This is a genomic window from Pararhizobium sp. LjRoot238 (assembly GCF_964252955.1).
GTDB lineage: Bacteria > Pseudomonadota > Alphaproteobacteria > Rhizobiales > Rhizobiaceae > Pararhizobium.
In genome coordinates this window covers 638,921-663,327 of record NZ_CAXUPP020000002.1, presented here as the reverse complement: position 1 = coordinate 663,327, position 24,407 = coordinate 638,921, and the positions used below count along the sequence as shown (strand labels likewise).

Sequence of the window (24,407 nt, the reverse complement as noted above, 5' to 3'; positions counted from 1 at the left end):
GACAGGCAATTTAGACGAACCATTCGCGTATGCAAAGGAGGCACCTATGGCCGAACGTAAAAAACCGCAGGATTTACGCAGCTTTCGCTGGTTCGGTGCGGAGGATCTGCGCTCCTTCGGTCATCGTTCGCGCGCCTATCAGATGGGGTACGAGCAGACGGAATTCGCCGGAAAACCTGTCATTGCGATTATCAACACCTGGAGCGACATTAACCCTTGTCACACGCATCTGCGCACCCGGGCAGAAGAGGTCAAGCGCGGCGTGTGGCAGGCCGGCGGCTTCCCGATCGAGCTGCCCGCAATGTCGCTTGCGGAAACCTACGTCAAGCCGACGACCATGCTCTATCGCAACTTCCTCGCCATGGAAGTCGAGGAGCTGATCCGGTCGCATCCGATCGACGGCGTCGTGCTGCTTGCCGGTTGCGACAAGACCACACCGGCCACGATCATGGGCGCGATCCAGGTTGACTTGCCGACGATCCTCGTTCCGGCCGGACCGATGCTCCGGGGCAATTACCGCGGCCAGACGCTCGGGTCCGGATCTGACGTGTGGAAATACTGGGCGGAAAAGGAGGCCGGCCGCGTCAGCGAAGAACAATGGGCAGAGATGGAACGCGGCATCGCCCGTTCCTTCGGCACCTGCATGACCATGGGCACGGCCTCGACTATGACTGCACTCGCCGACACCCTCGGGCTTTGCTTACCGGGTGCCTCCTCTATCCCGGCGCCTGACGCCGGCCATTCGCGCATGGCCGCGCTCTCGGGCATCAGGATCGTCGACATGGTCTGGGGCGACCTGAAGCCATCCGACCTGCTCACCGAAAACGCCTTCGAAAATGCCCTCGTCGTCCACATGGCCATGGCCGGCTCGACCAATGCAATGATCCATCTGATCGCGATGGCGCGCCGGTGCGGCATCAATCTGACGCTCGATGATTTCGACCGCATGTCGGAACGCGTGCCGGTCCTTTGTAACATTCGTCCGACCGGCACCTTTCTGATGGAAGATTTCCACTATGCCGGCGGCCTGCCGGCCTTGTGGAAGCAGCTCGAGACTTTGCTCAACACCGGCGAACGCACCGTGTCGGGCACGCTCGGTGAGGCGATCGCACGCGCCGAGGTCCACCTTCCCGACGTTATACGGCCACTCGAGGGACCGGTCGCGGCACGCGGCGGAACCGCGATCCTCAAGGGCAACCTGTCACCATTAGGCTCCGTCATGAAACCTGCAGCCGCCGATCCCTCGCTGTTGAAGCACCGGGGTCCTGCGCTCGTCTTCGACGACTATGATTCGATGATGAAGGCCGTCAACGATGAGCAGCTCGATGTGACCCGCGATACGGTGCTGGTCCTGCGCAATGCCGGGCCAGCAGGCGGCCCCGGCATGCCAGAATGGGGCATGCTGCCGATCCCGCGCAAGCTTTTGAAGCAGGGGGTGCGCGACATGGTGCGTATCTCCGATGCCCGCATGAGCGGCACCAGCTATGGCGCCTGCGTCCTGCACATCGCACCCGAAGCCTATGTCGGCGGGCCCTTGGCCGCTGTCCGGAATGGCGACATCATCGCGGTCGACGTTGCGTCCCGCAGCCTGACGCTGGAAGTGCCGGATGACGAGATCGCGCGCCGCCTTGCCGCTTGGACGCCGCCCGTGCGCCACTACAGCCGCGGCTACCTTAAAATGCACGCCGAGAACATTCAGCAGGCACCCGACGGCTGCGACTTCACCTTTCTCCAGTCTGCACACAGACTGCCCGAACCGGAGATCCACTGAAAAAGACGATACTGTTACAAAATTTGAGGCCACGAGGCATATCAGGTGATCCTACCACTCCGTCTGCAGAGTATGATGTGCAATGCGATCTTGATTGACGGAGTGGAATGAAGCCCTGAAACGCATAAGAACGCCGCTGATGCCGGACCAGCGCGTCCGCTACGTCGATGCGCTAGCCATCGCGGCTACATAATCCACCAGCGGCCATGTCAGGATTTTCGCATCACATCTTCGCAAGTTTGGCTCGCGCGGCAGCATCGATCTCCTGGAACAACGACTGTACTGGTCCGATCGTCGCTCATTTTCCCTGGCCCTCATGCCATTGGCCGCCATCAGCTGCTCTTAGTGCTTTCGACCATGCGCGAAGTTCCCGTGCCGTCGTCGCCCATCCGCTTTGCGGCCGCAGGTCGCCCATGGCGCATGCCCTCCGGCCAACGCCATTGGCCCTTTACGGGGCCGGCTCGCGACATCGGTCAGTTACCGCGGTCCTGCGGTCTGGTTATTGGCGTCTGCCCCGATCCTGAACCGGTCGGAACACCGACGGTTTCCCACAAACCTGCTTCAAACCCTGCGGCGCTACCTTGCGGGCGCGGGTTGCCTTCGGCTGCTGCGCTCCCCTATCGGCTCGCTCCGGCCGCTCTCGCGCTCCTCCGAGCGCGGCGGCGGGAAAACCGTCTCCGCAACCGCGGCATTTGCGGCGCGAGGCGGGGCTGTTGCCGTGAGCCAGGACAGGCTGTCCCACTTCTTGCCGCGATGAAATGAACTATAGGTTAATCTATTGATTTGAATAATTTCCTGGGCCGCCGCTCATCGACGCCACCATGCAGACAAAAAACCGACCGCGGAATGTGCGGCCGGTTTTTCAGAATTTGATTTGTGACCCGGAAGCCTCAGGCCGCAGCGGACCTGACGGCAGCTGTCGCCTTGGCGACCGGCGCTTCGAAGGGCTTGTAGGCGTCCTTGGCGAGATCTGCATACATTTCGCCGATCTTCGTGGCTTCGGTGATATAACCTTCGTAAGCAGACTTCACATATTTGGTCTGCAGTTCGAAAGCAGCTTCAACGCTCTTGACGGTGCTGATCTTCTCGACGTGAGCAACGCTGTCTGCAAAAGCCTTCTTGGAATAGTCGGCGGCTTCGGTGGCGATCGCTTGAAATGCCTTTGTCAACACTGCATAGCTCTTCAACATCGTATCCATCGTTTCTTTGCTTTTCTTGTTTGCATCTTCGAAATTGAACATCAGGCTGCTCCTCTTTTGACGCCTTGCAACGATACCACCCTATGTGCGCTGCACAATAACGTCAGTGTATACGTGCAATGCGATAAAGGACTGTTATTGCAACAGCTTGATGAAAAGCGGCGGAACTGGAACGTTTTCTGCGAAAAAATAAATAAAAGAAATGAATAAAAGTATGACTTTACAAAAAATCCCGGCCTGAATATTAGGCCCGGGTCAAAAAGGATAAACGCAACTGTAACGAGCGATTGGATTCGATGTGCAGTTCGTCGTTGACCTATGACCGCGCGCGCTTAAACGATCGCCAATTTCGGCACGCGCTGCATTGGTGTGAGAGAGCACACAAAATGCCCTGTCGCCGAGACTTCCATCGGCTTGCAAGGATACGGAAAAGGTTTCGACGTTGATGACCCACCCGAAAAGACGTCGGGCCGTCGCTTACCTGCGCATGAGATATTATGCGATCATTTGAGCACAGAACGAGAAGTCTCCGCGCGACATAGGTCGGGTTTGCGAGCAATCCGCGACCAACTGACAATTCTCGGTCAGCGGTTGGAATCGACCAAAAGCTGCGCTGAATGATAGGGCCTGGCATGTCGTGTGCTGGGTCCGTAGCCGACATCACCCGGCACTGCTCTTGCCGTGTTTGCCGTTCTTCTTTCATTGATATGCAGCTATCGGTGAGGAGGTGTTATGGCGTGTCTATAGGCCTCCAGGTAATAAAATTTACTCCGCCGGCAGCAGATAGCGAAGCACATGAATTTCGTCTTGGTCGGTCATGTTGATTTCGAGCACTTGGTTCACAAGGTCACTGTTCATAGACAACTCTATGAGAGCCTCATCGAACAATTCCACCTGCATCGCCAACTCCATTGTGTCGGGACCGTTCAAACAAATCAGGCCAGCATGCAGAGCAACATCGGCATACTGGCCCTTTGACCCTGGGTTCGCAGCGGACCCGCGAAAATCAACCGAGTTTTTCGTTACGAAAGTCCAATCTCCGTCAAGGATGAGCGGCTTTAGTTCCCAGTCTTTCCATCCGCTTTTTCCGAGCCAGACGACATGAGACGATTCTCCATAGCCTGCCGTCTGCGACATCGTTGCGAGCCGAGGGCTCAGGCACTCATCAATCAATAGCCTCATACCGCTTTCCTGCGTCGCGGTACGCGGCGATCAGTAATAATTGTTGCTCCGATAGGCAATTCAGTCACCGGCCTCGGCCTCCCACGCGGCGGATTGGCATCGGCATATACTGTCGCCAGCTCCACCTGTTTTGCATAAAGGACGGGATAGGCCTCGAGAATGTCTTCAAGAGAATAGCCAGCAGTGACTGAGGCAGCCACGTCATGGACAGGGATACGTGTGCCTCGGATCACCGGCGTTCCCCCCAAGATATCGGGTGAAGAGACAACCATGGCGCGCGCCGCCTCAAGGCTGGCAAGACGCTCAACCATTTTTCGCACAAATGGAGCAAGGTCGATGGCCAGAAAGTCGTGATGCATGGTCCAGTCTATTTTCACCAACGAAGAAAAATTCAACGCCCTCCATTCACTCAGCCTGGGCTCCGCCCACCGAATGGTATTGAGACGCTCCTCAGACGTGAGGCGTTCCGCGCTTTCGAAGTAGAATGAAATCAGAGTGCATGCTGCAGCTAACACGTGACGCCCGTTATCTACCGAGAAAAAGGCTTCCGGCAGAATGCCCTCGTCGATGACTCTGTTTACGTCGCGAAGTGCGACGTGCGAGACGACCGCAGCTTCGGTCGTTTTCAACATCTCAGCAACTGACATGATTGGCTCCACGCTAAATCTTCCGGTCCGTCGGAATATATATGATTGAAGGGAAAAATTCAATGTCTCGTCTCAGCCACAGTGACGCTACGGGGTTCAGCTGACCTGCCATGGAACTTTCATCCAGCGGCGGCTAAAGCGCGGCGGTTAAGGCAGGCCAGCTTCCACCATCCCGCTAAACAGCCATTGTGACAGTGGACCGGCCCCGAGTCCGATCCGGACGAGCGGTATGGCAGGATCCTTCAAGATCCGGATCAGATCTTCAGGATTGCTTGGGACTTTCAGCTCTCGGAGTGTTGATTTCCACTAGGAACTGACCCGGCGTTTCCGCCGAGAATTGACCCGCCTTTTATGTATGCTTCGGGTCTGGTGTGGTGGCCAAGTTCCTGTTTTTCTCCTTCCTGGTTTTGGCTTCGTGCGCTGAGCTGTTCTTGAAGCGGAAGCTGTCGTTCCCGGTCTCAAGGATGACCACGCCGGTCAACCAGTCCGGCGCAGCCGTCGCCAGGCAGTTTAGAGCCGCGCGCAAAGTTTCGCCGATGGTTTCCAGCCGGTTGAGGGTGCGGATCGCGGCCAGGACATGGGTGGAATCCGTGCGCTGCTGGCCACGGGCCTTCAAGAGGCCACGCACTTTGAACCGCGACAGCATCGTATCGAGCACGGCTGCCCCGACGCCACTATCAACGAGACGGCCGCGAAACTCGCACAACACCGAAGCGTCACCACCGGGATCGGTTAGTTCCAAGCCCAGAGCGTATTTCCAGTCGATCCGGCCGCGAACCGCGTCGGCGGCCTGACGATCGGACAGGCCCTCCGCGAATTGCATCACCGTGATCAACGCCAGACGCCAGGGGCTTTGGGCTGGCTGGCCACGGGCCGGGAACAGGGGCGCGAACATCGGATCGTTGAAGATTGTGCCTATCTCATCTCGCATGCGGATATAAATATTTCCTTTGGGAAAGGCCGCATGGGCGACACGGCGGGTATCCTCAGGAACCGGGGCGATTTCTCTTGGCTGAAGCGACATGGCCATCCTGTGCAGAATCAAAGGCGGGGATGACTTCGATTCTAATGGCGGCGCTGGTATTTGACTCGCAGGCGACCACCATCCTAGGTGAGTCGTAGTGCCGCACCCAGCCAACCGTAGTTAACGCCAAAATGAATTCGCCAGCAGTATCAGCAACGGAACAGAAAACCTACATAAGGGATCAGCCGACTTTTCCCGGATGGCTCGGTCAGCGCCAGCTATCCAGGTCCTTGATCGTTTTCCTGTGACATTTGAGGTGGTGCTTCATCAACCGGATGTCGTGGAGGTAATCCTGTTCCGGCCGGAATTCGTAATCCGGATCGATGTGGAAGTGGTTGCGGGTAAAGCACTCGAACAGATTTATGCCGTCGTAGGTGTCGATGACCCCGTTCGAGACTTTTCGCCATATGGTGCAAAGGCGATCCTGGCTCGTTTGCATCTCTCATCTGATGAAGACGCAAATGGATGTGCTGCAGCATGTCTGTGCGCATGTAGCTGTTCAAAAGCATGAGCGAGTGGGTCGGTGTCTTCGGAACCGCAAAGCCCATTTTGTCTTCTGGCGGCAGGTCTGAGAAATCTTGGCGGTTGAAATCCTCCGTCATCGACTTAGCCCTCAAACAGTATGGCGGCATAGTCCATTGCACCATGCAGAACGTGGACAATGACCACGTGCTCATCTTCCACACGGTAGAAAATCAGGTAACTGCCATGAACCCGACGGCGAATGCCGTGCTGTTCATATCGAGGCACCAAAGGGAAGCCCTTCGGAGAGGCCGTAAGGGCCTCACACTTGCCGCGTAGCTCCTGAACGAATGAAAGAGCACGACGCGGATTATCTTTTGCGATGTAGTCCGCAATCTGTTCGAGGTCACTTTCTGCTTCGTCCGAAAATTCAACGATCATGCGGACTTTTCGGCCTGTTCAGCCATAGCGCGGTATTTTGCTTCCAGTCGGTCAAAAACTTCGCTCGCTGGCTTCGTTCGTCCCGCGTCAGCATCGGCAATACCGCGCATGATCGAGGCATCGAGGGCGGCAAGGCGCGTCTCACGATCCTGAATCAGCCGCACCCCTTCCCGCAGCACTTCACTTTTCGAACCATAGCGACCCGCATCGACGAGCTGCTTAACATAACTTTCGAGTTGTTTACCCAGATCGGCACTGATCATGTTGAATCCTCGTTCAGTCGAACTGGGTCTAAGATGGCATATTTATCAACTATTATCAAGATCGTATCATGTCGTCCTATATCCACTTATTCGGTCCATCACATTAGGGTGCACCTCAGAGTGACAGTCGAATGTGACACGCCGGGAAGGTCACAAAAGGGTCGGTGTGACCTTTATCGCTATTTGGCACTGATTGTCAGCGGTATTTGTCACAGTCCGTAAGGGGATCGTTCAACGGACGCTCGACCGCTTGCCCACTCGGCTCTCCGACGCCTTTTCGCCGGAAACGCGGCGGACGACATGTTCAATCCACCCCGGGTTGATGTTCGAGAGAAAAATCCGGGGAAGAGCGAGCTTTCGGATGAACGCCAGCCGCTCGGTGACTTCGAGAATGTTGTCCAGCGTTGCCCGACCTGCATCGGCTTTCATTGCATTGGAGCCCGTCGGTCCATCCGCGTCGGCCAGGGAGCTTTCCATCGCTGCAACAGTCTCAGGTGGAAGCGCGGCGCTCACCTCATGAAGCCAACCGTCCAGATATTGCTGGCGTTGCGAGCGAACCAGCCGTTCCAGTTCCTTGGTCGAAGGACCATAGATATTGCGATCCCGGCACCAGAGGAACACCGCCTCAAGCATAGCGCTGACGGGCTGTCCGGACGGGCAAAGTTCGTCGATAATCCAGAAAGACAGCGCTTCCCGGTCCACCCGCTTCATGCGGCGAAATCCGAGATATTGTAAAATCTCGGCGCAATGCCGACGGGCAGTTCTCCCGCCGAAATCATAGCCGGACAGTTCGTCGGCTCGGACGCCGATCTGCTCGGCTAGGTATTCGGCAGCATCGTTCGGGACCAATGTGCCATCGTCAGCGAAAAAACCGCGTGCGCTGAAGAACTTCAACTGCGTTGCCAGGACCCAACCTTGTTACCGCCGGTTTGGAATTGATGAAATCAATGTCGGCAAAGCTCAGGCTCCATTGGCCGACGAAATCCGAACACGAAATACCCGTACTCGCTGCAACGCTCCTCAATTTGGAGCGCAATGTCACGAACCGGCGTTTACCTGGTCAATCCCACAAGCGATGTTCCCACAACGTTTTTCAAGTTGGCCAAAATCGCAGCTTCGGGCCGACTGGGCCTATTCCACAAGAACTCATACACTCAAAAGCGTATATACACATTCACTCAACTATGCGGCGTCGGCGATATCCAACCGCACCGAAAGCCCCGCCTGTGTGGCTAGGTTGATCAACGTATCAAGACTGAAATTAGTGATCCGGCCGCGAAGCAGATCGTTAAGGCGCGGCTGCGTGATGCCAAGCCGCCGCGCCGCCTCGGCCTGCGTGACATTCCAGCTCCGCACACGCTGCTCGATGGCAATTAAGAGATTGGAGCGCATAGACATGCTCGCCGCTTCCTGTGGCGTGTCTTCCAAGGCGTCCCATACATTCGCAAAGCTCTGACGTTCCATAGCGAGCCTCCGCTAGATTTGCCGCAATCGGGATGCGGCCAAGTCCAAATCCCGTTTCGCGGTCTGCTGCGTCTTCTTCTGGAAAGCGTGCAGCACGTAAACCGCGTCCTCGATCTTCGCGACGTAGAGCACCCGAAAGGCTCCGGCCTCGTCGCGGATACGAATTTCCCGCACCCCTGCCCCGACGCTTGTCATCGGCTTCCAGTCGCTTGGATCAAGCCCCAGCTGCACCTTGTGCAGCTGGACGCCCGCCTCTTTGCGCGCATCCTCGGGAAAGTCCCGCAATTGCTCCAGGGAGTCTCCGAGAAATTCGAGACGCTTCATAACCTGCCTTATATCAAAACTTGTATAAACGAGCAAGGCGAACCTTCGCTCATATGTTCAATTGAGTAGCGCCGAATGAGGTGGTGCGCGACGGCACGAACGAGGGATTCCGCATACGCGAGATCGGGTGGACCTGGCCGTTCGAATTCAGCGATCAACGCATGCGCCGCGGCCCGCAGCAGCGGATCATAGACACCTGCGTGGAGACGGTCGCCGCACCGAAGTTCGGACCATAGAACTTGTCGCCGCCCGTCAGGTATTTCATGTCGATGACCGTGTTCATCGGATGCGGCGCCCATCCCTGGAAGACGACGAAGGATTTATCGCGCGAGCGCCGGACGACCTCGGAAAGCATCCCCTGCTCGCTTGATTCGACCATCTCCCAGTCTTCAAGGCCGAGCGCCGGATCCTTGATCGCATCAAGCATCAATTGGTTCGAGCCCGGCTCAATCCCATACATTTTCCGTTCGAATTTTTCGGCGAACCTCTTAAGGTCGGAGAAATCCCAGCAGCGCTGTCCCAAGACATCCAGCAAGAAAATCGTGCGCGCCTCGCCCGGAGAGTCTTCAAGGCGATACAGAGACACCTCGATGTTCCGCCGGCGAAGCGCCAGGAAAGACATACTCCAATCGAACTAGTCCCTGTTCCAGCAACTCACCGCGCTGGCAACAGTTAGTCAGCATTTGTAGTGCAAATTCAGGCTGTTACGAATAGAAAATCCAATAGTACTAAGAGTTTAATTGCCACAAAATAATAAGGGCGTTATAATATTTCTTGTTGCTAATATTTGCGGGCGGTTGGTCATGGATCAGTCGCCAAGTGGGAGGGCGTGTTTTCGTGCGCTGCGGTCCCATTTCGGATCAGCGGCGCAGAGCCGCGGAGTTGGAAATGTCCACCAGAAAAGCCTCAGGAGGTACGGCGGCATAGTTACGGCCTCCGCGCCTCATATCTCCGCATGCTTTGGTTAACAGCTACCACACAGCTACCACAGCACCGGCCAGGGCACGTGGTGTCGAGGACGTGCGGCGCCCGCCGGGATAGATCACGCGAATAGGCACGCGAATAGGGAGGACAGCAATGGCTATCACCTTTATCCTCAACGACGAGGCCGTCAACGACCAGACCACCGGGCTGCAAATCGGCGACAGCACCGACGGCTTTACCGACACCGATGTGGCATACTCCTCGCTGCCGGCTTCGATCCGGACCTATCTTGAGACGGATCTCCTGCTGAGCCCGACGTTCCCGACCAGCGTCGGCGTCGCGACCAAGACGAACTCGGTCACCGTTAATGCCTCAGCAGGCAGCCAGCTTACCGACCTCAAGTTCACCGACGGGAGCGGCGGCGCCCTCGACGGCGACGACAGCGGGCTCGACACCGTCGACGGCAAGAATATCCTGCTCTTTGCCGATGGCGACGACACTGTGATCGGCCGCTATGACAGCGATGGCAACGGCAGTGCCGACGCGATTGCCTTCGTCATCTTCAAGCAGGACGGGATCAACGCCGACTTCACCAGCGCCCAGGTGACCTTCAACATCGTCACCTACGTGCCGATCTTCCATGGCGACAGCACCAATCCGGATGACGCGGTCGATCTCGGCAACACCCTCAAGCTCGCGGCGAGCGAGAAGCTCGACTTCAGCTTCGCCGGGGCACCCTCCGGCAGCAACCTGTTCATGACCTTCGGCGATCCGACCTCCACGCAAATCGTGGTGATCGGGCAGGACCCACTCAATCAATCCCAGGGCGGAAACATCAACACCAAGGATGTGCTCAATATCAGCCAGGCCGGCAGTACCACCTCGTTCGGCGTCAACGGCAACCAGATCAACCCCGATGAGGGCGCGTTCATCACCTACGTCACGGGCGCGAACACGAACTTCCTCGTGCCCAATCTGGACCAGAACGAGGCCGATATCGAAGCCAACATCGACTTCCAGAACGTCGTCAATGCAACCACGGCATCCTTCACCGTCAACCAGACCAATCCGGGCGTCGGACCCGTCACCGTCAAGATCTCGGCCTTCAACACCGCCGCGGAACCGGGGGTGAATTTCGTCGACGGGCTCACCAACGACACGCACGTCAACATCACGTCGTTCTCGCTCACCAACGTCGTCGTCAAGACAGGCAATACGCAATATACTCCGGCCGCCTCGATCGACGCCGACGGCAACTTGATAATCACCGGCTTGAGCAGCGGCGACACCGTGCAGTGGACGACGAGCGGAACCCATGACCGCGTGCTGATCGAAAACATCAGCAACGCGGATGGCATTTCCGGCAACGACAACAACACTTTCGACATCGGCGGCTTCAGTATCGTGACGTCCAGCTCCGCCTCGGAGTTCGTCGGCCAGCAGATCGTGATCGAAGACGACGGCCCGACGGCGGGCATTGTCCAGGGTGCTCCGACGGTGGCGCATGACGAGACTGCGGGTAACCAGGCCGATGCAGACGACACCACTGCGGCAGGGGTCATCGCCCTGTTCGCGGGCGTCAGCAACATCAGCACCGACCTCAGCCCAACCGGGTACGCACAGGACCCAAGCGCGGTGGTGAGCTCAACCGGCAGTTCTACGGGTACAGATGGCGGCACGACGGCGTTCTCGCTGGATGTGTCCGCCGCAGGGGTGGATTCCGGCCTCGACACGACCGACGGCACCAGCATCTTCCTGTTCAAGGAAGGCGACCTGGTGGTCGGCCGCATCGGCGGGGCTGCAGGGCAGGCAGCCTTTGCAGTGGCCATCAATAGCGCGACCGGGGTCGTCAGCGTGGCGCAGTATGCTTCGATCCTTCATCCGACCCCGGGCGCCAGTCACGACGAGTCGGTGAACATCACCGACGGTGCGTTGCTGGCGGTGGTGACCGTCACCGACGGCGACGGCGACACCGCGACCAGTTCGACCGGTATCGGCGATGCCGTGCAATTCCAGGACGACGGCCCGACGGCGGGCATTGTCCAGGGTGCTCCGACGGTGGCGCATGACGAGACCGCGGGCAACCAGGCCGATGCAGACGACACCACTGCGGCAGGGGTCATCGCCCTGTTCGCGGGCGTCAGCAACATCAGCACCGACCTCAGTCCAACCGGGTACGCACAGGACCCAAGCGCGGTGGTGAGCTCAACCGGAAGCTCGTTCGGCGCCGATCAGGAGGGCGGCACGACGGCGTTCTCGCTGGCGGTGTCCGCCGCGGGGGTGGATTCCGGCCTCGACACGACCGACGGCACCAGCATCTTCCTGTTCAAGGAAGGCGACCTGGTGGTCGGCCGCATCGGCGGGGCTGCAGGGCAGACAGCCTTTGCAGTGGCCATCAATAGCGCGACCGGGGTCGTCAGCGTGGCGCAGTATGCTTCGATCCTTCATCCGACCCCGGGCGCCAGTCACGACGAGTCGGTGAACATCACCGACGGTGCGTTGCTGGCGGTGGTGACCGTCACCGACGGCGACGGCGACACCGCGACCAGTTCGACCGGTATCGGCGATGCCGTGCAATTCCAGGACGACGGCCCGGCCATCGGACTTATCAGCGATGGGCTGGTGGACTTCGCTGCTGGCAGCACCGTGACCAAGACGCTCAGCGGAGTGGTCGGGGCGGACGACCCGGCAACCTATAGCATCACGAGCTCGCCGGCGACCCTGACGATACTGGACGGCACGTCCTCGCAGGTAACGCTGCTCAGGGACCTTACCAACAACAACACTGTCGCTACGTACTTCAAGGATGTTGATGCCAGCGGCACACACACCGCCGGAGACATCGATTTCTTCAAGCTGACCCTGTCGAGCGGCAACTATACCTTCGATGTCCTCCAAAATCCTCCGCCCGCGGAGGTGAATTTCGGCTTCGCCGGGGCACCCTCCGGCAGCAACCTGTTCATGACCTTCGGCGATCCGACCTCCACGCAAATCGTGGTGATCGGGCAGGACCCGCTCAATCAATCCCAGGGCGGAAACATCAACACCAAGGATGTGCTCAATATCAGCCAGGCCGGCAGTACCACCTCGTTCGGCGTCAACGGCAACCAGATCAACCCCGATGAGGGCGCGTTCATCACCTACGTCACGGGCGCGAACACGAACTTCCTCGTGCCCAATCTGGACCAGAACGAGGCCGATATCGAAGCCAACATCGACTTCCAGAACGTGTTCAATGCGACCGCGGCGTCCTTCACCGTTAACCAGACCAATCCGGGCGTCGGACCCGTCACCGTCAAGATCTCGGCCTTCAGCACCGCCGCGGAACCGGGAGTGAATTTCGTCGACGGGCTCACCAACGACACGCACGTCAACATCACGTCGTTCTCGATCACCGACTTCGTCGTCAAGACAGGCAATACGCAATTTACTCCGGAAGCCTCGATCGACGCCGACGGCAACTTGATAATCACCGGCCTGAGCACCGGCGACAAGGTGCAGTGGACGACGAGCGGAAACCATGACCGCGTGCTGATCGAAAACATCAGCAACGCAGATGGCATTTCCGGCAACGACAACAACACCTTCGATATCGGCGGCTTCAGCCTCGTCCAGACGCAACCAACGCCTGACGAGAAGCTCGACTTCACGGTTCAGATCGCCGACGCGGACGGGGATACCGACAGCGACAGCTTCTCGATTGGGATCGATGGGACCGGCATTTTCGACGACGACCACGTTGACGGCGTGATCGCCTAAATGGCAAGCGGCTGTGCGCCCCTTGGGCGCACAGCCGGCATACCGCCCGATCGTGGATTCGAGTCTGTTGTCATGCAGTGCAATGAACATTCTTTCACCGCGGTGATGGCCGCGATCAGGCGCCAAGCTCCGACGCTCATCGCGTTTAGCTTCGTCGCCAACCTGCTGTTGCTGGTCAGCGCCCTCTATATGCTGCAGGTCTACGACCGAGTGCTGGCGAGCGGCTCGATGGATACGCTGCTCTGGCTGACGGTCATGGCGCTCGCCGCTATCGCCGTCTACGGCCTCTTCGAGCAAGCGCGCCGATTGATTCTCGGTCGCATCGGCGCTTGGTTGGAGGGTGAATTGAGCGGTCCTGTCATCCGTCGATCGATGGACGCGCGCCTCGCCGGCGCCACCGGCGCGGATGCCGGTCTGAAGGATGTAGCCGATCTGCGCGGCTTCGTCGGCGGCGACGGCGTTCTCGCGTTTCTTGACGCACCCTGGACGCCCGTTTTCATCACGGTTGTCTGGCTGTTACATCCTGGGCTTGGGACGCTCGCAACCGCCGGCGCCGTGATTCTGTTTCTCGCCGCCCTGGCGAACGACTTCCTCACTCGGGGGCGGCAGCAACGCGCCAGCGTCGCGCTGCGCCACAACCAGGCGGATGCGCTTCGCTATGTGGAGAGCGCGGAAACCATCGCTCCGCTCGGCATGACCAGCACGGTTCTCGCGCGCTGGCAGGCGCAACGCCGCGACGCCCAGGCCGAACGGCAGCGCCTAGCCGAGACGACGGTTGCCATCGTCAGCAGCACTCGTGCCCTGCGCCTTGCGCTGCAGGTTCTAATTCTCGGACTCGGTGCCTATTATGTGCTGAAGGGGCAATTGACCGCTGGCGGCATGATCGCCGCGTCAATTATCCTCAGTCGCGCGCTCGCCCCGATCGAGCGCTCGATCGGGGCGTGGCGCAGCTTTGTTTCCGCGCGCGCTGCACATCGAAATCTGACACGCCTCCTCGGCGTCACGACGGCTGCGGCGAAGCCTGTCCGCCTGCCGCGCCCTCAAGGCAGACTGGTGGTGCAGGGACTCTGTTACCTCGCGCCGAACTCGGGGGACCGCATTCTTAAGAATGTCTCCTTTGTGCTGGAGCCTGGCCAGACCGGTGCCATTGTCGGACCTTCCGGCGCCGGCAAGTCGAGCCTCTGTCGCCTTGTTGTCGGCGCGTGGAAGCCTTCCGACGGCCACGTGCGCCTCGACGGAGCGGAGGTCTCAGCTTGGGACTCCGAGGATCTGGGCCAATACGTCGGGTACCTCCCTCAGCAGGTGGAGCTCTTCCCCGGCACTGTTGCCGAGAACATTGCCCGCCTACGGGAGGTAGAGAGCGCCCCAGTCATAGCGGCGGCAAAGCGTGCTGGCATTCACGAGTTGATCCTCCACCTCCCGGACGGCTACCAAACCGATGTCGGCCTGCACGGCAGCCGGATTTCACTGGGCCAGCGACAGCGCCTTGGGCTCGCGCGTGCGCTGTTCGGCGACCCACCGTTGATCGTCTTGGACGAGCCGAACTCGAATCTGGACAGCGAAGGCGACCAAGCGCTGATCCGGGCACTGACTTACCTGAAGCAGCAGGGGCGGACGGTTCTGATCGTCACGCACCAGCTTATACCGCTGCAATTAACCGACAAGATCCTGGTTCTGAAAGAAGGCAGCGTGGTGATGTTCAACAACCGCGATCAGGTTCAGAAGATGACCACGAGCGGTCGCCGTCAGATCAGCGTCGTAGCGCCGGGGGCTACGGTAAGCCAGCGTTCCAACGGCGCGGACCCGACGCCGATGCACGCGGAATAACGTCCATGTGGGGCTCGCTCATCGCGCAATTGCAGGAGTTCGCCGCGCTCAAGAAAGCCTGGTACCTCGAGCTGTTCCGGGCGGCGGGTTGGACTGATCCCGGAGCGGCGGCGCAGATTGCTGTCGGTGTCACGCTCTTCAGCCTGTTGGGCGGCACGATGATTCTGCTTTGGCTCGCTTTTGCGAGACGCTCATCGGGAACCGGGGGGCCGAGCCTCGCGAATCTGACCCGCTGGCCCCGCAGGTTGGGCTATGCTGCTTTTCTGCTCCTTATTGCTGGCTTTGGCGGTTGGTCGTCGACCGCTCTGCTGGCAAGCGCCGCCATTGCGCCTGCTGTGGTCAGCCCCGATGGCAGCCGTAAAACCATTCAGCACCTCGAAGGCGGGATCGTTCGGGCGATCCATGTTCGGGAAGGCGACTGGGTCGTTAAAGGGCAGAAGCTCGTGACGCTCGAGGATATACAGGCCCGCGGCGGTTATGACGAGCTGCGGGAACGCTATGTCCATCTGCTGACGATGGAAGCACGCCTCATCGCCGAGCAGACCGGCGCGGAAGAGATTGGGTTTCCAGAGGAATTGAGGACGTTGGGGATCGCCCACGACCACAGTACAGTGATGGGCCAGCGGGACCTCCTGCATAGTCGTCGAGCCACCCAGGAAGGTAGAGAGCGAATTCTTGCTCAGCGCGTAAAGCAGTTGGAGGAAGAGATCAGCGGCCTGCACGAAGTAGTCGCCGCCCAGGACACGCAGCTCACGCTGATCGGCAAGGAGATCGAGGGCGTGGAGGTGCTCTATGGAAAAGGCCTTGAGCGCCTCCCGCGGCTACTTGCACTCCAGCGCGAGCGAGCCAAAATTCGCGCCGAAAAGGCGGCGAACCGGGCCCGCATAGCGCGCGACAAGCAGGAGATTGGCGAGACAGAAATGCAGCTTCTCACGCTGCGCCAGGAGGATAAGGAGCGAGCAAACGAGGAGTTGACAAAGGTGCGGGCAGGCCTGGCGGAGCTACGCAGCCAATTGCCATCCCGAACCGATGTTCTCAGCCGAACGGTCATTGCAGCACCGATCGCCGGCACCGTGATGAACGTGCGGGTAACGACCGAAGCCGGCGTCGTCGGGCCGGGCGAGCCCCTTCTCGACATCGTACCGTCGGAGACTGGGCTCATCGTCGATGCGCGCGTTAAACCGATCGACATCGACACGATTCGACCCGGCATGAGGGCCCGCGTTCTGTTGACCGCATATCGACAGCGCAATCTGCCCCAGGTCCATGGGATTTTGCGCACGATATCGGCGGACAGGCTGATCGACGACCGCTCGGGAGAGGCCTATTTCCTGGCCAAGGTAGAGGTTGATCGGGCGGAACTTGGGCGGATGCGAGATGTACGGCTGAGCCCGGGTATGCCTGCCGAGGTAATGATTCTGACGGGCGAACAAACTCTCCTGGACTATCTGCTGCGTCCCTTGCTCGACTCGCTCACCAAGGGCCTCCGGGAAGATTGACTGCGGCAGGCGCTTCGGCCTTCCGCGACGCGGCTGAGGCGCCGGGTCTCGAGGGCGAGCTCGTTTACCGGGAAGACCTCGTCCTCCACGACGCCCACATGGACATCCGCCCGCCGACCCACGAGCTCACCCGTGCACCCGCGGTACTCCGCGCCCGCCTGGGGGGAGCTTTGGGGAGTGGGAGGGCTGTCGATGCGGTCCGAGGAAGATCCGCTCGCAGAGGAGTTCGCCGCCATCGAAACGGTACTGGAGCGCTCTACCGCGATTAGACGACAGGCTGGACATGGTCGAGAAGGATCATGGCCAAGACGTCGCCCGCTCGGTCGCACGCAAGCTCGTGGTTTACCACCGCAGGGCCGGCGGCCAATCGCCGTTCTCGGCGTTGCTCGAACTGGACCCGAAGTCGGACCGGATCCAGAAATCGGTCAACTACGCCAAGGCCAACCTGCGCAGCGTTCTCTCCGTGGAGGAACTGGCGGATGCGGCGGGCTTGAGCGCGCGTCAGTTCAGCCGGGCCTTCCGGTCAGAGACGGGGCAGTCGCCCGCCAAGGCGGTGGAGAACCGGCGCGTGGAGGCGGCGCGGCTGATGATGGAACAAGGTCGCCACTCCATGGACGTGATCGCGGAGGAGACCGGCTTTGCCGATAGTGATCGCATGCGCCGGGCTTTTCTGCGGACGCTGGGACAGCCGCCCCAGACGATCCGGCGTAACGCGCGCGAAAGCGCAATGGCACCATGAATCAGGAGACCGTGGGGTTCGCGGGCACCTAATTTGAGATGATACCAACGCACGCACAGCAAGATCACCGACTGCTCGAAATGCCGACCTTTAAACATTGCCAATCTCCGGAACATTACCGGAGATCAATGCCATACCGATCCTAATGAATGGGTTTGCAACAGAACCAGCCAATCGCGTCTCTTGAGAATTGCAGTACCCCAAATTCATTGCATCCCGGCTATCTGAATGGCGGCGGGAGTCATGATCACCGCAAACAGAACAGGCAGAAAGAACAGGATCATCGGCACGGTCAGCTTGGGGGGAAGAGCCGCCGCTATTTTCTCAGCCTCGCTCATGCGAATATCGCGGTTCTCCTGCGCCATCACGCGAAGTGCCTGACCAAGAGGCGTCCCATATTTTTCGGCCTGGATAAGGCTGGTTACGACGGCGCGGACGCCCTCCATGCCGGTCCTCTGCCCCAGGTTCTCATAGGCCTGCCGCCGGTCCTGCAGATAGGAAAGCTCCGCCGTTGTCAGGAGGATTTCCTCCGCAATTTCCGGCGATTGCGTGCCGATTTCCTCGCCCACCTTACGAAAGGCGCTTTCGATGCCCATCCCGGCTTCGACGGTGATCAACAACAGGTCCAGCGCCTCCGGCCACGACCGGCGGATCGCCTGCTGCCGCTTCGTGATCCTGTTCCTGATGTAAATCGCTGGAGCGAAGTATCCAAGCGATCCCACGCCGGCGGCCACCGCAATTACGGCCATGAGCGGCGCCTCCGGCCTAACAATGAGCAGCAGATAGAGCAGGCAGGCCGCGAAGATCACAAACGGGGCTATCAGTCTAATCGCGAGAAAGGTCGTCACCGGAGCATGGCCGCGATAGCCGGCCATGCTCAGCTTGCGGACGATTTCTCCGCCCTCCGCCTGCTTTGCAAGGTTGAAGCGATCGACGATCGTCTGGAACAGGCGCTTCGGTTCGGCACGCAGAGACACGTTGCGCTTCTCGGCAATGAGCCGCGTGCGCTCGCGCTGGCGAATGCGTTCGCGCTCATCCTCCACCTTGCGCATGCGCTCGGCAAGCGTATCGCGGAAGATGTAGGGCCAGGAAACGGCAACGACGGCGGAAAAGGCGGCGAAGCCAGCCATCATGGCAGAGAACTGGTCCGGATCGGGGATATGGGTAGCGAGGTTCATGTCGTATCTCAGAAATCGAAATTGATCATCTTGCGCATGACGAAAGTGCCTATGCTCATCCACAGGGCGCAGCCCACGAGAACGATCTTGCCGGTCAGCGTCGTGACGAGAAGCGACATGTAGTCGGGGCTGGTGAGGTACACGGCGCCGGAGACGAAGAACGGCAGGGCGGCGATAATGCCTGCGGAGGACTTCGCCTCTGCGCTCATGGCCCTGATCTTGCCCTTCATCTTCTTCCGCTCCCGAAGCACCTTGGAAAGGTTTCCGAGCGCTTCCGAAAGGCTACCGCCGGTACGGCTCTGAATTGCGATGACGATGGCGAAAAAATTAGCCTCCGGCAGCGGTACGCGCTCGCACATGCGCTGCACGGCCTCGTCGACGGGGATTCCAAGCGTCTGGTCCTGTGCGATGGTGACGAATTCGCCTTTGACCGGCTCCTGCGCCTCGGCCGCAATCACCCTCAGGCAGTCGGTCATCGGCAAGCCGGCCTTGAGCCCGCGCACGATCACATCGACTGCATTCGGAAACTCGGCACCGAACCGCTTAAACCGCGCCTTGCGCTTCGCGTTCACATAGGTGTGTGGCAAGAGCAAACCGACCGCGACGGCGAAACCCAGCGCGCTCAAGGCGCCAAACCCCGGAAGCAGCATCAGGACATAGGCGGCGGAGCCGGCGCCGGCACAAGCGAGATAATAGGACCTGAGCGACCAGCCGAGGCCCGCTTGGCGGAGCCTGACGCCGAGCCTAGGCTTTCCCCCTTTGCGCGCATTCGCCTTTTGCTTCTCTTCTATCTCGCGAAGCGTCTTTTCCACCGAACGACGGCGGTCGCGGCCGTTCTCGTCGGCCGGCTCCGTCCGCCTGCTCTCGGTCCGCGCCGCGACGCGCTCGAATCTCTGCCGGTAGGCGCTGGCTTTGGTGGCCTGTGGATAGAACGCAGCGAGCAACAGGCCCCCGACTGAGGTCGATCCCAGGAGAAAGACGAAGACGGGAAATATCGAAGAGCTCAGCATGTTCGTTCGACCTGTGTCAGGATGGCTTTGGTGAGTTTCGGCACTCTCAGGCGGCCGCCTTTGTCTCGGCGGCGTCAAGGGCGGTGGCCAACCGCGCTTCTTCACCGTAATAGCGGGCGCGATCCCAAAAGGCCGGGCGGCCGATGCCGGTGGAACGATGTCGTCCGATGATGTTGCCTTTTCCGTCCTCTCCAAGGATGTCGTAGACGAAGAGATCTTGCGTCGTCACCACATCGCCCTCCATGCCGAGCACTTCGGTGATGTGTGTTATGCGACGCGAACCGTCGCGCAGACGCGCCGCCTGCACGATCACGTCAACCGATGAGACGAGCATTTCCCGGATCGCCTTGGCCGGCAGGGAATGCCCGCCCATGGTGATCATCGCCTCGACGCGCGAGATCGCCTCGCGCGGAGAGTTGGCGTGCAGCGTCCCCATGGAACCGTCGTGACCGGTGTTCATCGCCTGCAGCAGGTCGAAAGCCTCCGGCCCGCGGACCTCGCCGACGATGATCCGTTCCGGCCGCATGCGCAGGCAGTTCTTGACCAAGCTGCGCATGGTGATTTCACCTTGTCCTTCAATATTCGGCGGCCGGGTCTCGAGGCGCACGACATGGGGCTGTTGCAATTGCAGCTCGGCCGCGTCCTCGCAAGTGATGATACGCTCGCCATGGTCGATATAGCCCGTGAGGCAGTTCAACAGCGTCGTCTTGCCGGAGCCTGTGCCGCCTGAAATGAGCACGTTGCAGCGCACACGGCCGATGATCTTGAGGACCTCGGCGCCCTCCGGCGAGATCGAGCCGAACCGTACCAACTGATCGAGGGTCAGCTTCTCCTTCTTGAACTTGCGGATCGTCAGGCTGGGTCCGTCGATCGCGAGCGGAGGCGCGATGACGTTGACACGCGAGCCGTCGGCGAGCCGAGCGTCGCAGATCGGGCTCGATTCATCGACGCGCCGGCCGACCTGGCTGACGATACGCTGGCAGATGTTGAGGAGCTGCTCGTTGTCGCGGAAACGGACGCCCGTTTCCTGCACCTTTCCGCCGACTTCGATAAAGACCTGGTTTGCACCATTCACCATGATGTCGGCGATGTCGTCGCGTGCAAGCAAGGGTTCGAGAGGGCCGTAGCCGAGAATATCGTTGCAGATATCGCGCAGCAGGTCGTTCTGCTCGGCCATGGAAATGCCGGTCTTCTTGGCCGCGACGATATCGTTGACGATCGCGCCGATTTCCTGGCGTGCCTGGTCGCCGTCCATGCTGGAGAGTGCCGCGACATCAATGGTGGCGATGAGGGCGCTGAAGATTTCCTTCTTCAGGCTGTAATATTGCTCAGCCTTTTCCGGCTTGGCGACCGCCACGGGCTCGGCAAGCCTCAGAGATTGGCTTGGCATCGGGACGGCTTGCGGCTCTGCTACCTCCGGCAGCGCTACCGTCTCGAGAACTTTCTGCTCCGATATGGATTTCTTACCGAACATCGACGTCGCCAACCTGATTTCAATCAAACTGCGATGGTGTAGAACGAGCTGGCGGAGACGGGTGTCGCCGCCTTGCTCTGCAACATGTTGCTGCTCGCCGATTAGATCGCGGTGGAGATGCTGGTGAACACCGCGGCGACATCCGTTCCGACGGTCCTTACCGCGGCAATGATAGCGACGGCGATGAGGCCGCCGATCAGGCTGTATTCGATGGCGGTCGCGCCGGATTCGTTGCGGGCAAAGCGAACAAGGAGTTTCTTCATGGTTCGATCCTTCAGTGGGTTGGGGTTGTATCCAGTTCTGCATCACACGGCCGGGTCGGATTCTGCCTCGTTGCCCGCTTGCTGTGTGGCCTCCATATAGACTTTGTTAACCCTTTTGATCCATTCGGCCTGATGGTCGATACCCCTTCCGGATAGGATCGGCCTGATGGCCTAGTCCGATCGATCACTCCGCGATAATGCTATAGTAACCGGAACGAATGATGCTTCCGTCCGTTCACCTGAATCGGCAACAAACGGGAGTGGTCGAATGCGCATCGGCGTCAAATGGCCTGTTCTCGCATTGGCGTTATGCGCCGCGGTGAGTATGGTTCAAGCTGCGGAAGATCGGCCGGGGGCCACTAACGCGCAGGAGCCCGCCCGCCAAACAGATGGCGTGGTGAAGGTCATCGTCGATTTTGCAAGACCTTTCATACTCGATCGACCTGCGAGTACAGTCATCATCGGTAATCCGGCCATCGCACAGGCGACCCTCAGCGACGACAAAACGGTAATTCTGACCGGCAAGACACCGGGATCGACGAACCTGATCGTGATGGACGCCGAGGGCGCCGAGGTTGCCAATGTCGTCCTAGACGTGGTCGCTGCGGGCGGTCGTTTGATCACCGTAGACGAGGGCAATGGACGGGCGACCTACAGCTGCTCCGAGCGCTGCGATCCGGTTCAATCCGGCGAAGGAAATCCACCTGGCGCAACGCCGCAAGTCATTGACGGCGGCGGTTCCACCGGCGCCGGCGGGCCATGACCCTCCCGCCAGTCTCGGTCATCCGATCGGGATGCGCCGCGACAGTCCGAGGCTGACGGGGCTCTCAGCCAGTCCAGGCAGGAAAAAGGTGAACGGATAGCGGACCGACAGCACACGAAATGCGATCCCGTCCACCGTCTCCTTACTGACAGAAACCTGCAGCAGCAGTGGATCACCACCGTCGAAACTGTCGCGTACGGCGCTCTCCAGCTTTGCCTGTACCTCGCTGTCGGGCGCGTCGCGCGCAATCTGCCCGATGAGCACCGTCCGAGCCGCGATGTCGGTGGCGTAGGACAGGTCGTTTCGTACATAAAGGGCGCGGCCGAATTCGACGATCCCGAGGACGAGCAAGAGCAGCGGAAAACAGACTAGCGCGAATTCGACCGCCATTGCGCCCGACTGGCTGCACCAGGCGCGACGAAGGGTCGAGAGCGACGCCGTCATCGGACCTGCACCTGCATGGTGGAACCGAGCTTAAAGGCCGGAAGCACCTCGGGCAGAGACATTGGCTGATAGGCTTTCGCCGCCTCCAGGCGATAATATACGAATTGCGGGGCCGCCCCGGCACACAGCGTCGTTCCGCAGTCCGGCGCAACCTCGGGTGTGACATCGGCGTTTTCCGGGCAGGCGCAGTAGCGCATCACCGGCGCCAGCATGACATTGGCCGGCCTTGCGCTTTGAGCAAGCGTAGACTGCAGTACCTTGTGGACCTGTGTCGCGCCGGGATCGGCCATGGCGGCTTGCGCGCCGGCGCGAAGGACATGGTCGATCGCCATCCGTTCGGAAATCGCAAGTCCGACATCGGCCGTGGCCACGAGACAGAGCGCGAGCACCGGAGCAATCAGCGCAAATTCCACGGCGGAAACGCCAGTTTCGGACGTCTTCAGCTCGCTCACCTTCCTGCGGAGGGTGGACGGGGCCTTCGCCGCCCCGCGCTTGAAGACCCGCTGAATCAATGCTTTGAGGCCCTTTTGCCTGGTTCGTCTCTCCCTCGTCCCGCCAACCCGCCATGCAAGCGAAACCATCGCCCGCCCCGCCTTGGAATCGGGCGCCGTCTCGATGATCATCCGGCCATTGTTCGCCGCCTTGCCGAAAAGCTGTGGATCGAAGGGAACGCACACGCTCTCCTCGAGCCCCACCGCTGCGACAAAGTCCTTCGGTTTGATCTCCGGGAGCTTCGGCGTGTCGCTCTTGTTCAGCACGAGTCTCGGCGGCGGATCGTTGGGACGCTCCCTCTTCAGGAGCGCGATCAGGTTCTTGGCGTTGCGCATGCTGGCCAGATCCGGTGTTGCGGTGATCACAATCTCGTCGGCCTCCAGCAGGATTTTCCGCGTCCATTGCATCCAGATGTGAGGCAAGTCCACCACGATGTGCCAGGAATTGGACCGAGCGACATCGAGCAGATGATCGACATGGCCTTCCTTGAGGATGAAGAACCTATTGAGGTCGGCGGTGGACGGAAGCAGGTGCAGTCGATCCGCGTAGGGCACGCTCAGACGCCGCAGGAGGACGTCGTCGAGACGATCGGGGCTGTTGAGCACGTCGGCCATGCCTTGTGTCGCCTCTACATCGAAATCAAGGCCGACAGTGCCGAACTGGAGGTCAAGGTCGGCCACCAGCACATCGGCATCCGCGTGCTTCGACATCGCGAGCGCCACATTGTGCGCGAGCGTCGAGGAGCCCGTTCCACCCTTGGCGCCGATGAAGGCGACGACCCGCCCGAGCTTCTCGGTGGCGTCGCGGAAACAGCGTTGGACCGCCGTGACAAACTCCAGCTGCTCGAGCGGCGAGACGAGATAGTCGCTTACACCGGCGTCCAGAAGCTTCTTGTAGAGGCCGACATCGTTGGACCGGCCGATGACGATGACCTTCGTGCCGGTCACGCATTCCACCGCCAGCGCCTCGAGCGCCGCCATCAACCGGACTTCATCGTCATTGCTCTCGACGACGACGAGGTTCGGCGAGGTGACGCCACCATAGAGGGTCGTGGCTTCCTTTATTCCCCCGTCCTTTACCGTCACCGTGGCTCGCGCCAAGCGACGGTCGGTCGCTGCGGCGCGGATCGCCTCAGCCACTGCCTCCGACCGGCAGAAGACGGCGATCTCCACCTTCGGGACGGACAACAGCGGCGGAGTGGCCGCTACATGGAGCGTTGCTTGGGTTTCGTTACCGAGCTGTTTCATTTGTCCGACAC

The 24,407-nt window shown here is 60.0% G+C and carries 19 protein-coding genes and 5 pseudogenes; 6 read left to right on the top strand and 18 right to left on the bottom strand.

What is annotated here, in order from left to right; translation table 11 throughout:
- Window positions 1-46: 46 nt before the first annotated feature.
- Entirely contained in the window at window positions 47-1,771 is a 1,725-nt protein-coding gene (gene araD, locus ACSQ3F_RS24395) for an L-arabinonate dehydratase (protein ID WP_436102764.1), read from the top strand.
- Between the two features lie 890 nt (window positions 1,772-2,661).
- On the opposite strand, the gene ACSQ3F_RS24390 is transcribed toward araD, so the two are convergent.
- The 12 genes and pseudogenes from ACSQ3F_RS24390 to ACSQ3F_RS24335 all read right to left on the bottom strand — a co-directional run.
- Entirely contained in the window at window positions 2,662-3,012 is a 351-nt protein-coding gene (locus tag ACSQ3F_RS24390) for a phasin family protein (RefSeq protein ID WP_436102763.1), read from the bottom strand.
- Window positions 3,013-3,735: 723 nt separating this feature from the next.
- On the bottom strand, window positions 3,736-4,152 hold the full coding sequence (locus tag ACSQ3F_RS24385; protein WP_436102762.1) for a DUF5615 family PIN-like protein: 417 nt from the start codon (window positions 4,150-4,152) through the stop codon (window positions 3,736-3,738).
- A complete protein-coding gene (locus ACSQ3F_RS24380) occupies window positions 4,149-4,799 on the bottom strand; it encodes a DUF433 domain-containing protein (RefSeq protein WP_436102761.1) in 651 nt (216 codons plus the stop codon). The genes ACSQ3F_RS24385 and ACSQ3F_RS24380 overlap by 4 nt, the downstream gene beginning before the upstream one ends.
- A 150-nt stretch (window positions 4,800-4,949) precedes the next feature.
- Window positions 4,950-5,090: pseudogene (locus tag ACSQ3F_RS24375) on the bottom strand (IS110 family transposase); the annotation flags it as partial.
- A gap of 187 nt (window positions 5,091-5,277) precedes the next feature.
- Window positions 5,278-5,823: pseudogene (locus tag ACSQ3F_RS24370) on the bottom strand (transposase); the annotation flags it as partial.
- A 208-nt stretch (window positions 5,824-6,031) separates the two neighbouring features.
- On the bottom strand, window positions 6,032-6,262 hold the full coding sequence (locus tag ACSQ3F_RS24365; RefSeq protein WP_436102760.1) for a hypothetical protein: 231 nt from the start codon (window positions 6,260-6,262) through the stop codon (window positions 6,032-6,034).
- Window positions 6,263-6,429: 167 nt separating this feature from the next.
- Window positions 6,430-6,726 (bottom strand): type II toxin-antitoxin system RelE/ParE family toxin, encoded by a 297-nt coding sequence (locus ACSQ3F_RS24360; RefSeq protein WP_436102759.1) that lies wholly within the window; start codon window positions 6,724-6,726, stop codon window positions 6,430-6,432.
- Entirely contained in the window at window positions 6,723-6,989 is a 267-nt protein-coding gene (locus tag ACSQ3F_RS24355) for a type II toxin-antitoxin system ParD family antitoxin (protein WP_436102758.1), read from the bottom strand. The genes ACSQ3F_RS24360 and ACSQ3F_RS24355 overlap by 4 nt, the downstream gene beginning before the upstream one ends.
- A gap of 258 nt (window positions 6,990-7,247) precedes the next feature.
- Window positions 7,248-8,013, bottom strand: a pseudogene (locus ACSQ3F_RS24350) (DUF4158 domain-containing protein); the annotation flags it as partial.
- Window positions 8,014-8,171: 158 nt separating this feature from the next.
- The gene (locus tag ACSQ3F_RS24345) at window positions 8,172-8,453 is read right to left on the bottom strand and encodes a helix-turn-helix domain-containing protein (RefSeq protein ID WP_436102757.1); all 282 of its coding nucleotides are present in this window, start codon (window positions 8,451-8,453) and stop codon (window positions 8,172-8,174) included.
- Window positions 8,454-8,465: 12 nt separating this feature from the next.
- On the bottom strand, window positions 8,466-8,777 hold the full coding sequence (locus ACSQ3F_RS24340) for a type II toxin-antitoxin system RelE/ParE family toxin (protein WP_436102756.1): 312 nt from the start codon (window positions 8,775-8,777) through the stop codon (window positions 8,466-8,468).
- Between the two features lie 193 nt (window positions 8,778-8,970).
- Window positions 8,971-9,282 (bottom strand): annotated as a pseudogene (locus tag ACSQ3F_RS24335) (glycine betaine ABC transporter substrate-binding protein); the annotation flags it as partial.
- A gap of 572 nt (window positions 9,283-9,854) precedes the next feature.
- On the opposite strand from ACSQ3F_RS24335, the gene ACSQ3F_RS24330 reads away from it, so the two are divergent.
- The 4 genes and pseudogenes from ACSQ3F_RS24330 to ACSQ3F_RS24315 all read left to right on the top strand — a co-directional run.
- A complete protein-coding gene (locus ACSQ3F_RS24330) occupies window positions 9,855-13,460 on the top strand; it encodes a DUF5801 repeats-in-toxin domain-containing protein (protein ID WP_436102755.1) in 3,606 nt (1,201 codons plus the stop codon).
- Between the two features lie 72 nt (window positions 13,461-13,532).
- Window positions 13,533-15,287: a type I secretion system permease/ATPase gene (locus tag ACSQ3F_RS24325; protein WP_436102754.1), complete on the top strand. Its 1,755-nt coding sequence runs from the start codon at window positions 13,533-13,535 to the stop codon at window positions 15,285-15,287.
- 5 nt (window positions 15,288-15,292) lie between these two features.
- Entirely contained in the window at window positions 15,293-16,786 is a 1,494-nt protein-coding gene (locus ACSQ3F_RS24320) for an HlyD family type I secretion periplasmic adaptor subunit (RefSeq protein ID WP_436102753.1), read from the top strand.
- A 265-nt stretch (window positions 16,787-17,051) separates the two neighbouring features.
- Window positions 17,052-17,525: pseudogene (locus ACSQ3F_RS24315) on the top strand (GlxA family transcriptional regulator); the annotation flags it as partial.
- A 206-nt stretch (window positions 17,526-17,731) separates the two neighbouring features.
- Here the strand turns inward: ACSQ3F_RS24315 and ACSQ3F_RS24310 are convergent.
- The 4 genes from ACSQ3F_RS24310 to ACSQ3F_RS24295 all read right to left on the bottom strand — a co-directional run bounded on the left by ACSQ3F_RS24310 (window position 17,732) and on the right by ACSQ3F_RS24295 (window position 21,450).
- A complete protein-coding gene (locus ACSQ3F_RS24310; protein ID WP_436102752.1) occupies window positions 17,732-18,703 on the bottom strand; it encodes a type II secretion system F family protein in 972 nt (323 codons plus the stop codon).
- 8 nt (window positions 18,704-18,711) lie between these two features.
- Window positions 18,712-19,713: a type II secretion system F family protein gene (locus ACSQ3F_RS24305; RefSeq protein ID WP_436102751.1), complete on the bottom strand. Its 1,002-nt coding sequence runs from the start codon at window positions 19,711-19,713 to the stop codon at window positions 18,712-18,714.
- Window positions 19,714-19,759: 46 nt separating this feature from the next.
- Window positions 19,760-21,187: a CpaF family protein gene (locus ACSQ3F_RS24300; RefSeq protein WP_436102750.1), complete on the bottom strand. Its 1,428-nt coding sequence runs from the start codon at window positions 21,185-21,187 to the stop codon at window positions 19,760-19,762.
- Window positions 21,188-21,288: 101 nt separating this feature from the next.
- Entirely contained in the window at window positions 21,289-21,450 is a 162-nt protein-coding gene (locus ACSQ3F_RS24295) for a Flp family type IVb pilin (RefSeq protein ID WP_436102749.1), read from the bottom strand.
- Between the two features lie 268 nt (window positions 21,451-21,718).
- Between ACSQ3F_RS24295 and ACSQ3F_RS24290 the strand changes: the two genes are divergently transcribed.
- Window positions 21,719-22,213: a pilus assembly protein N-terminal domain-containing protein gene (locus tag ACSQ3F_RS24290; protein ID WP_436102748.1), complete on the top strand. Its 495-nt coding sequence runs from the start codon at window positions 21,719-21,721 to the stop codon at window positions 22,211-22,213.
- 18 nt (window positions 22,214-22,231) lie between these two features.
- On the opposite strand, the gene ACSQ3F_RS24285 is transcribed toward ACSQ3F_RS24290, so the two are convergent.
- Both ACSQ3F_RS24285 and ACSQ3F_RS24280 read right to left on the bottom strand, forming a co-directional pair.
- Window positions 22,232-22,657: a TadE/TadG family type IV pilus assembly protein gene (locus ACSQ3F_RS24285; protein WP_436102747.1), complete on the bottom strand. Its 426-nt coding sequence runs from the start codon at window positions 22,655-22,657 to the stop codon at window positions 22,232-22,234.
- Window positions 22,654-24,396, bottom strand: coding sequence for an AAA family ATPase (locus ACSQ3F_RS24280; protein ID WP_436102746.1), 1,743 nt, complete (start codon window positions 24,394-24,396; stop codon window positions 22,654-22,656). Before ACSQ3F_RS24280 ends, ACSQ3F_RS24285 begins: the two co-directional genes overlap by 4 nt.
- Between the last annotated feature and the right edge of the window lie 11 nt (window positions 24,397-24,407).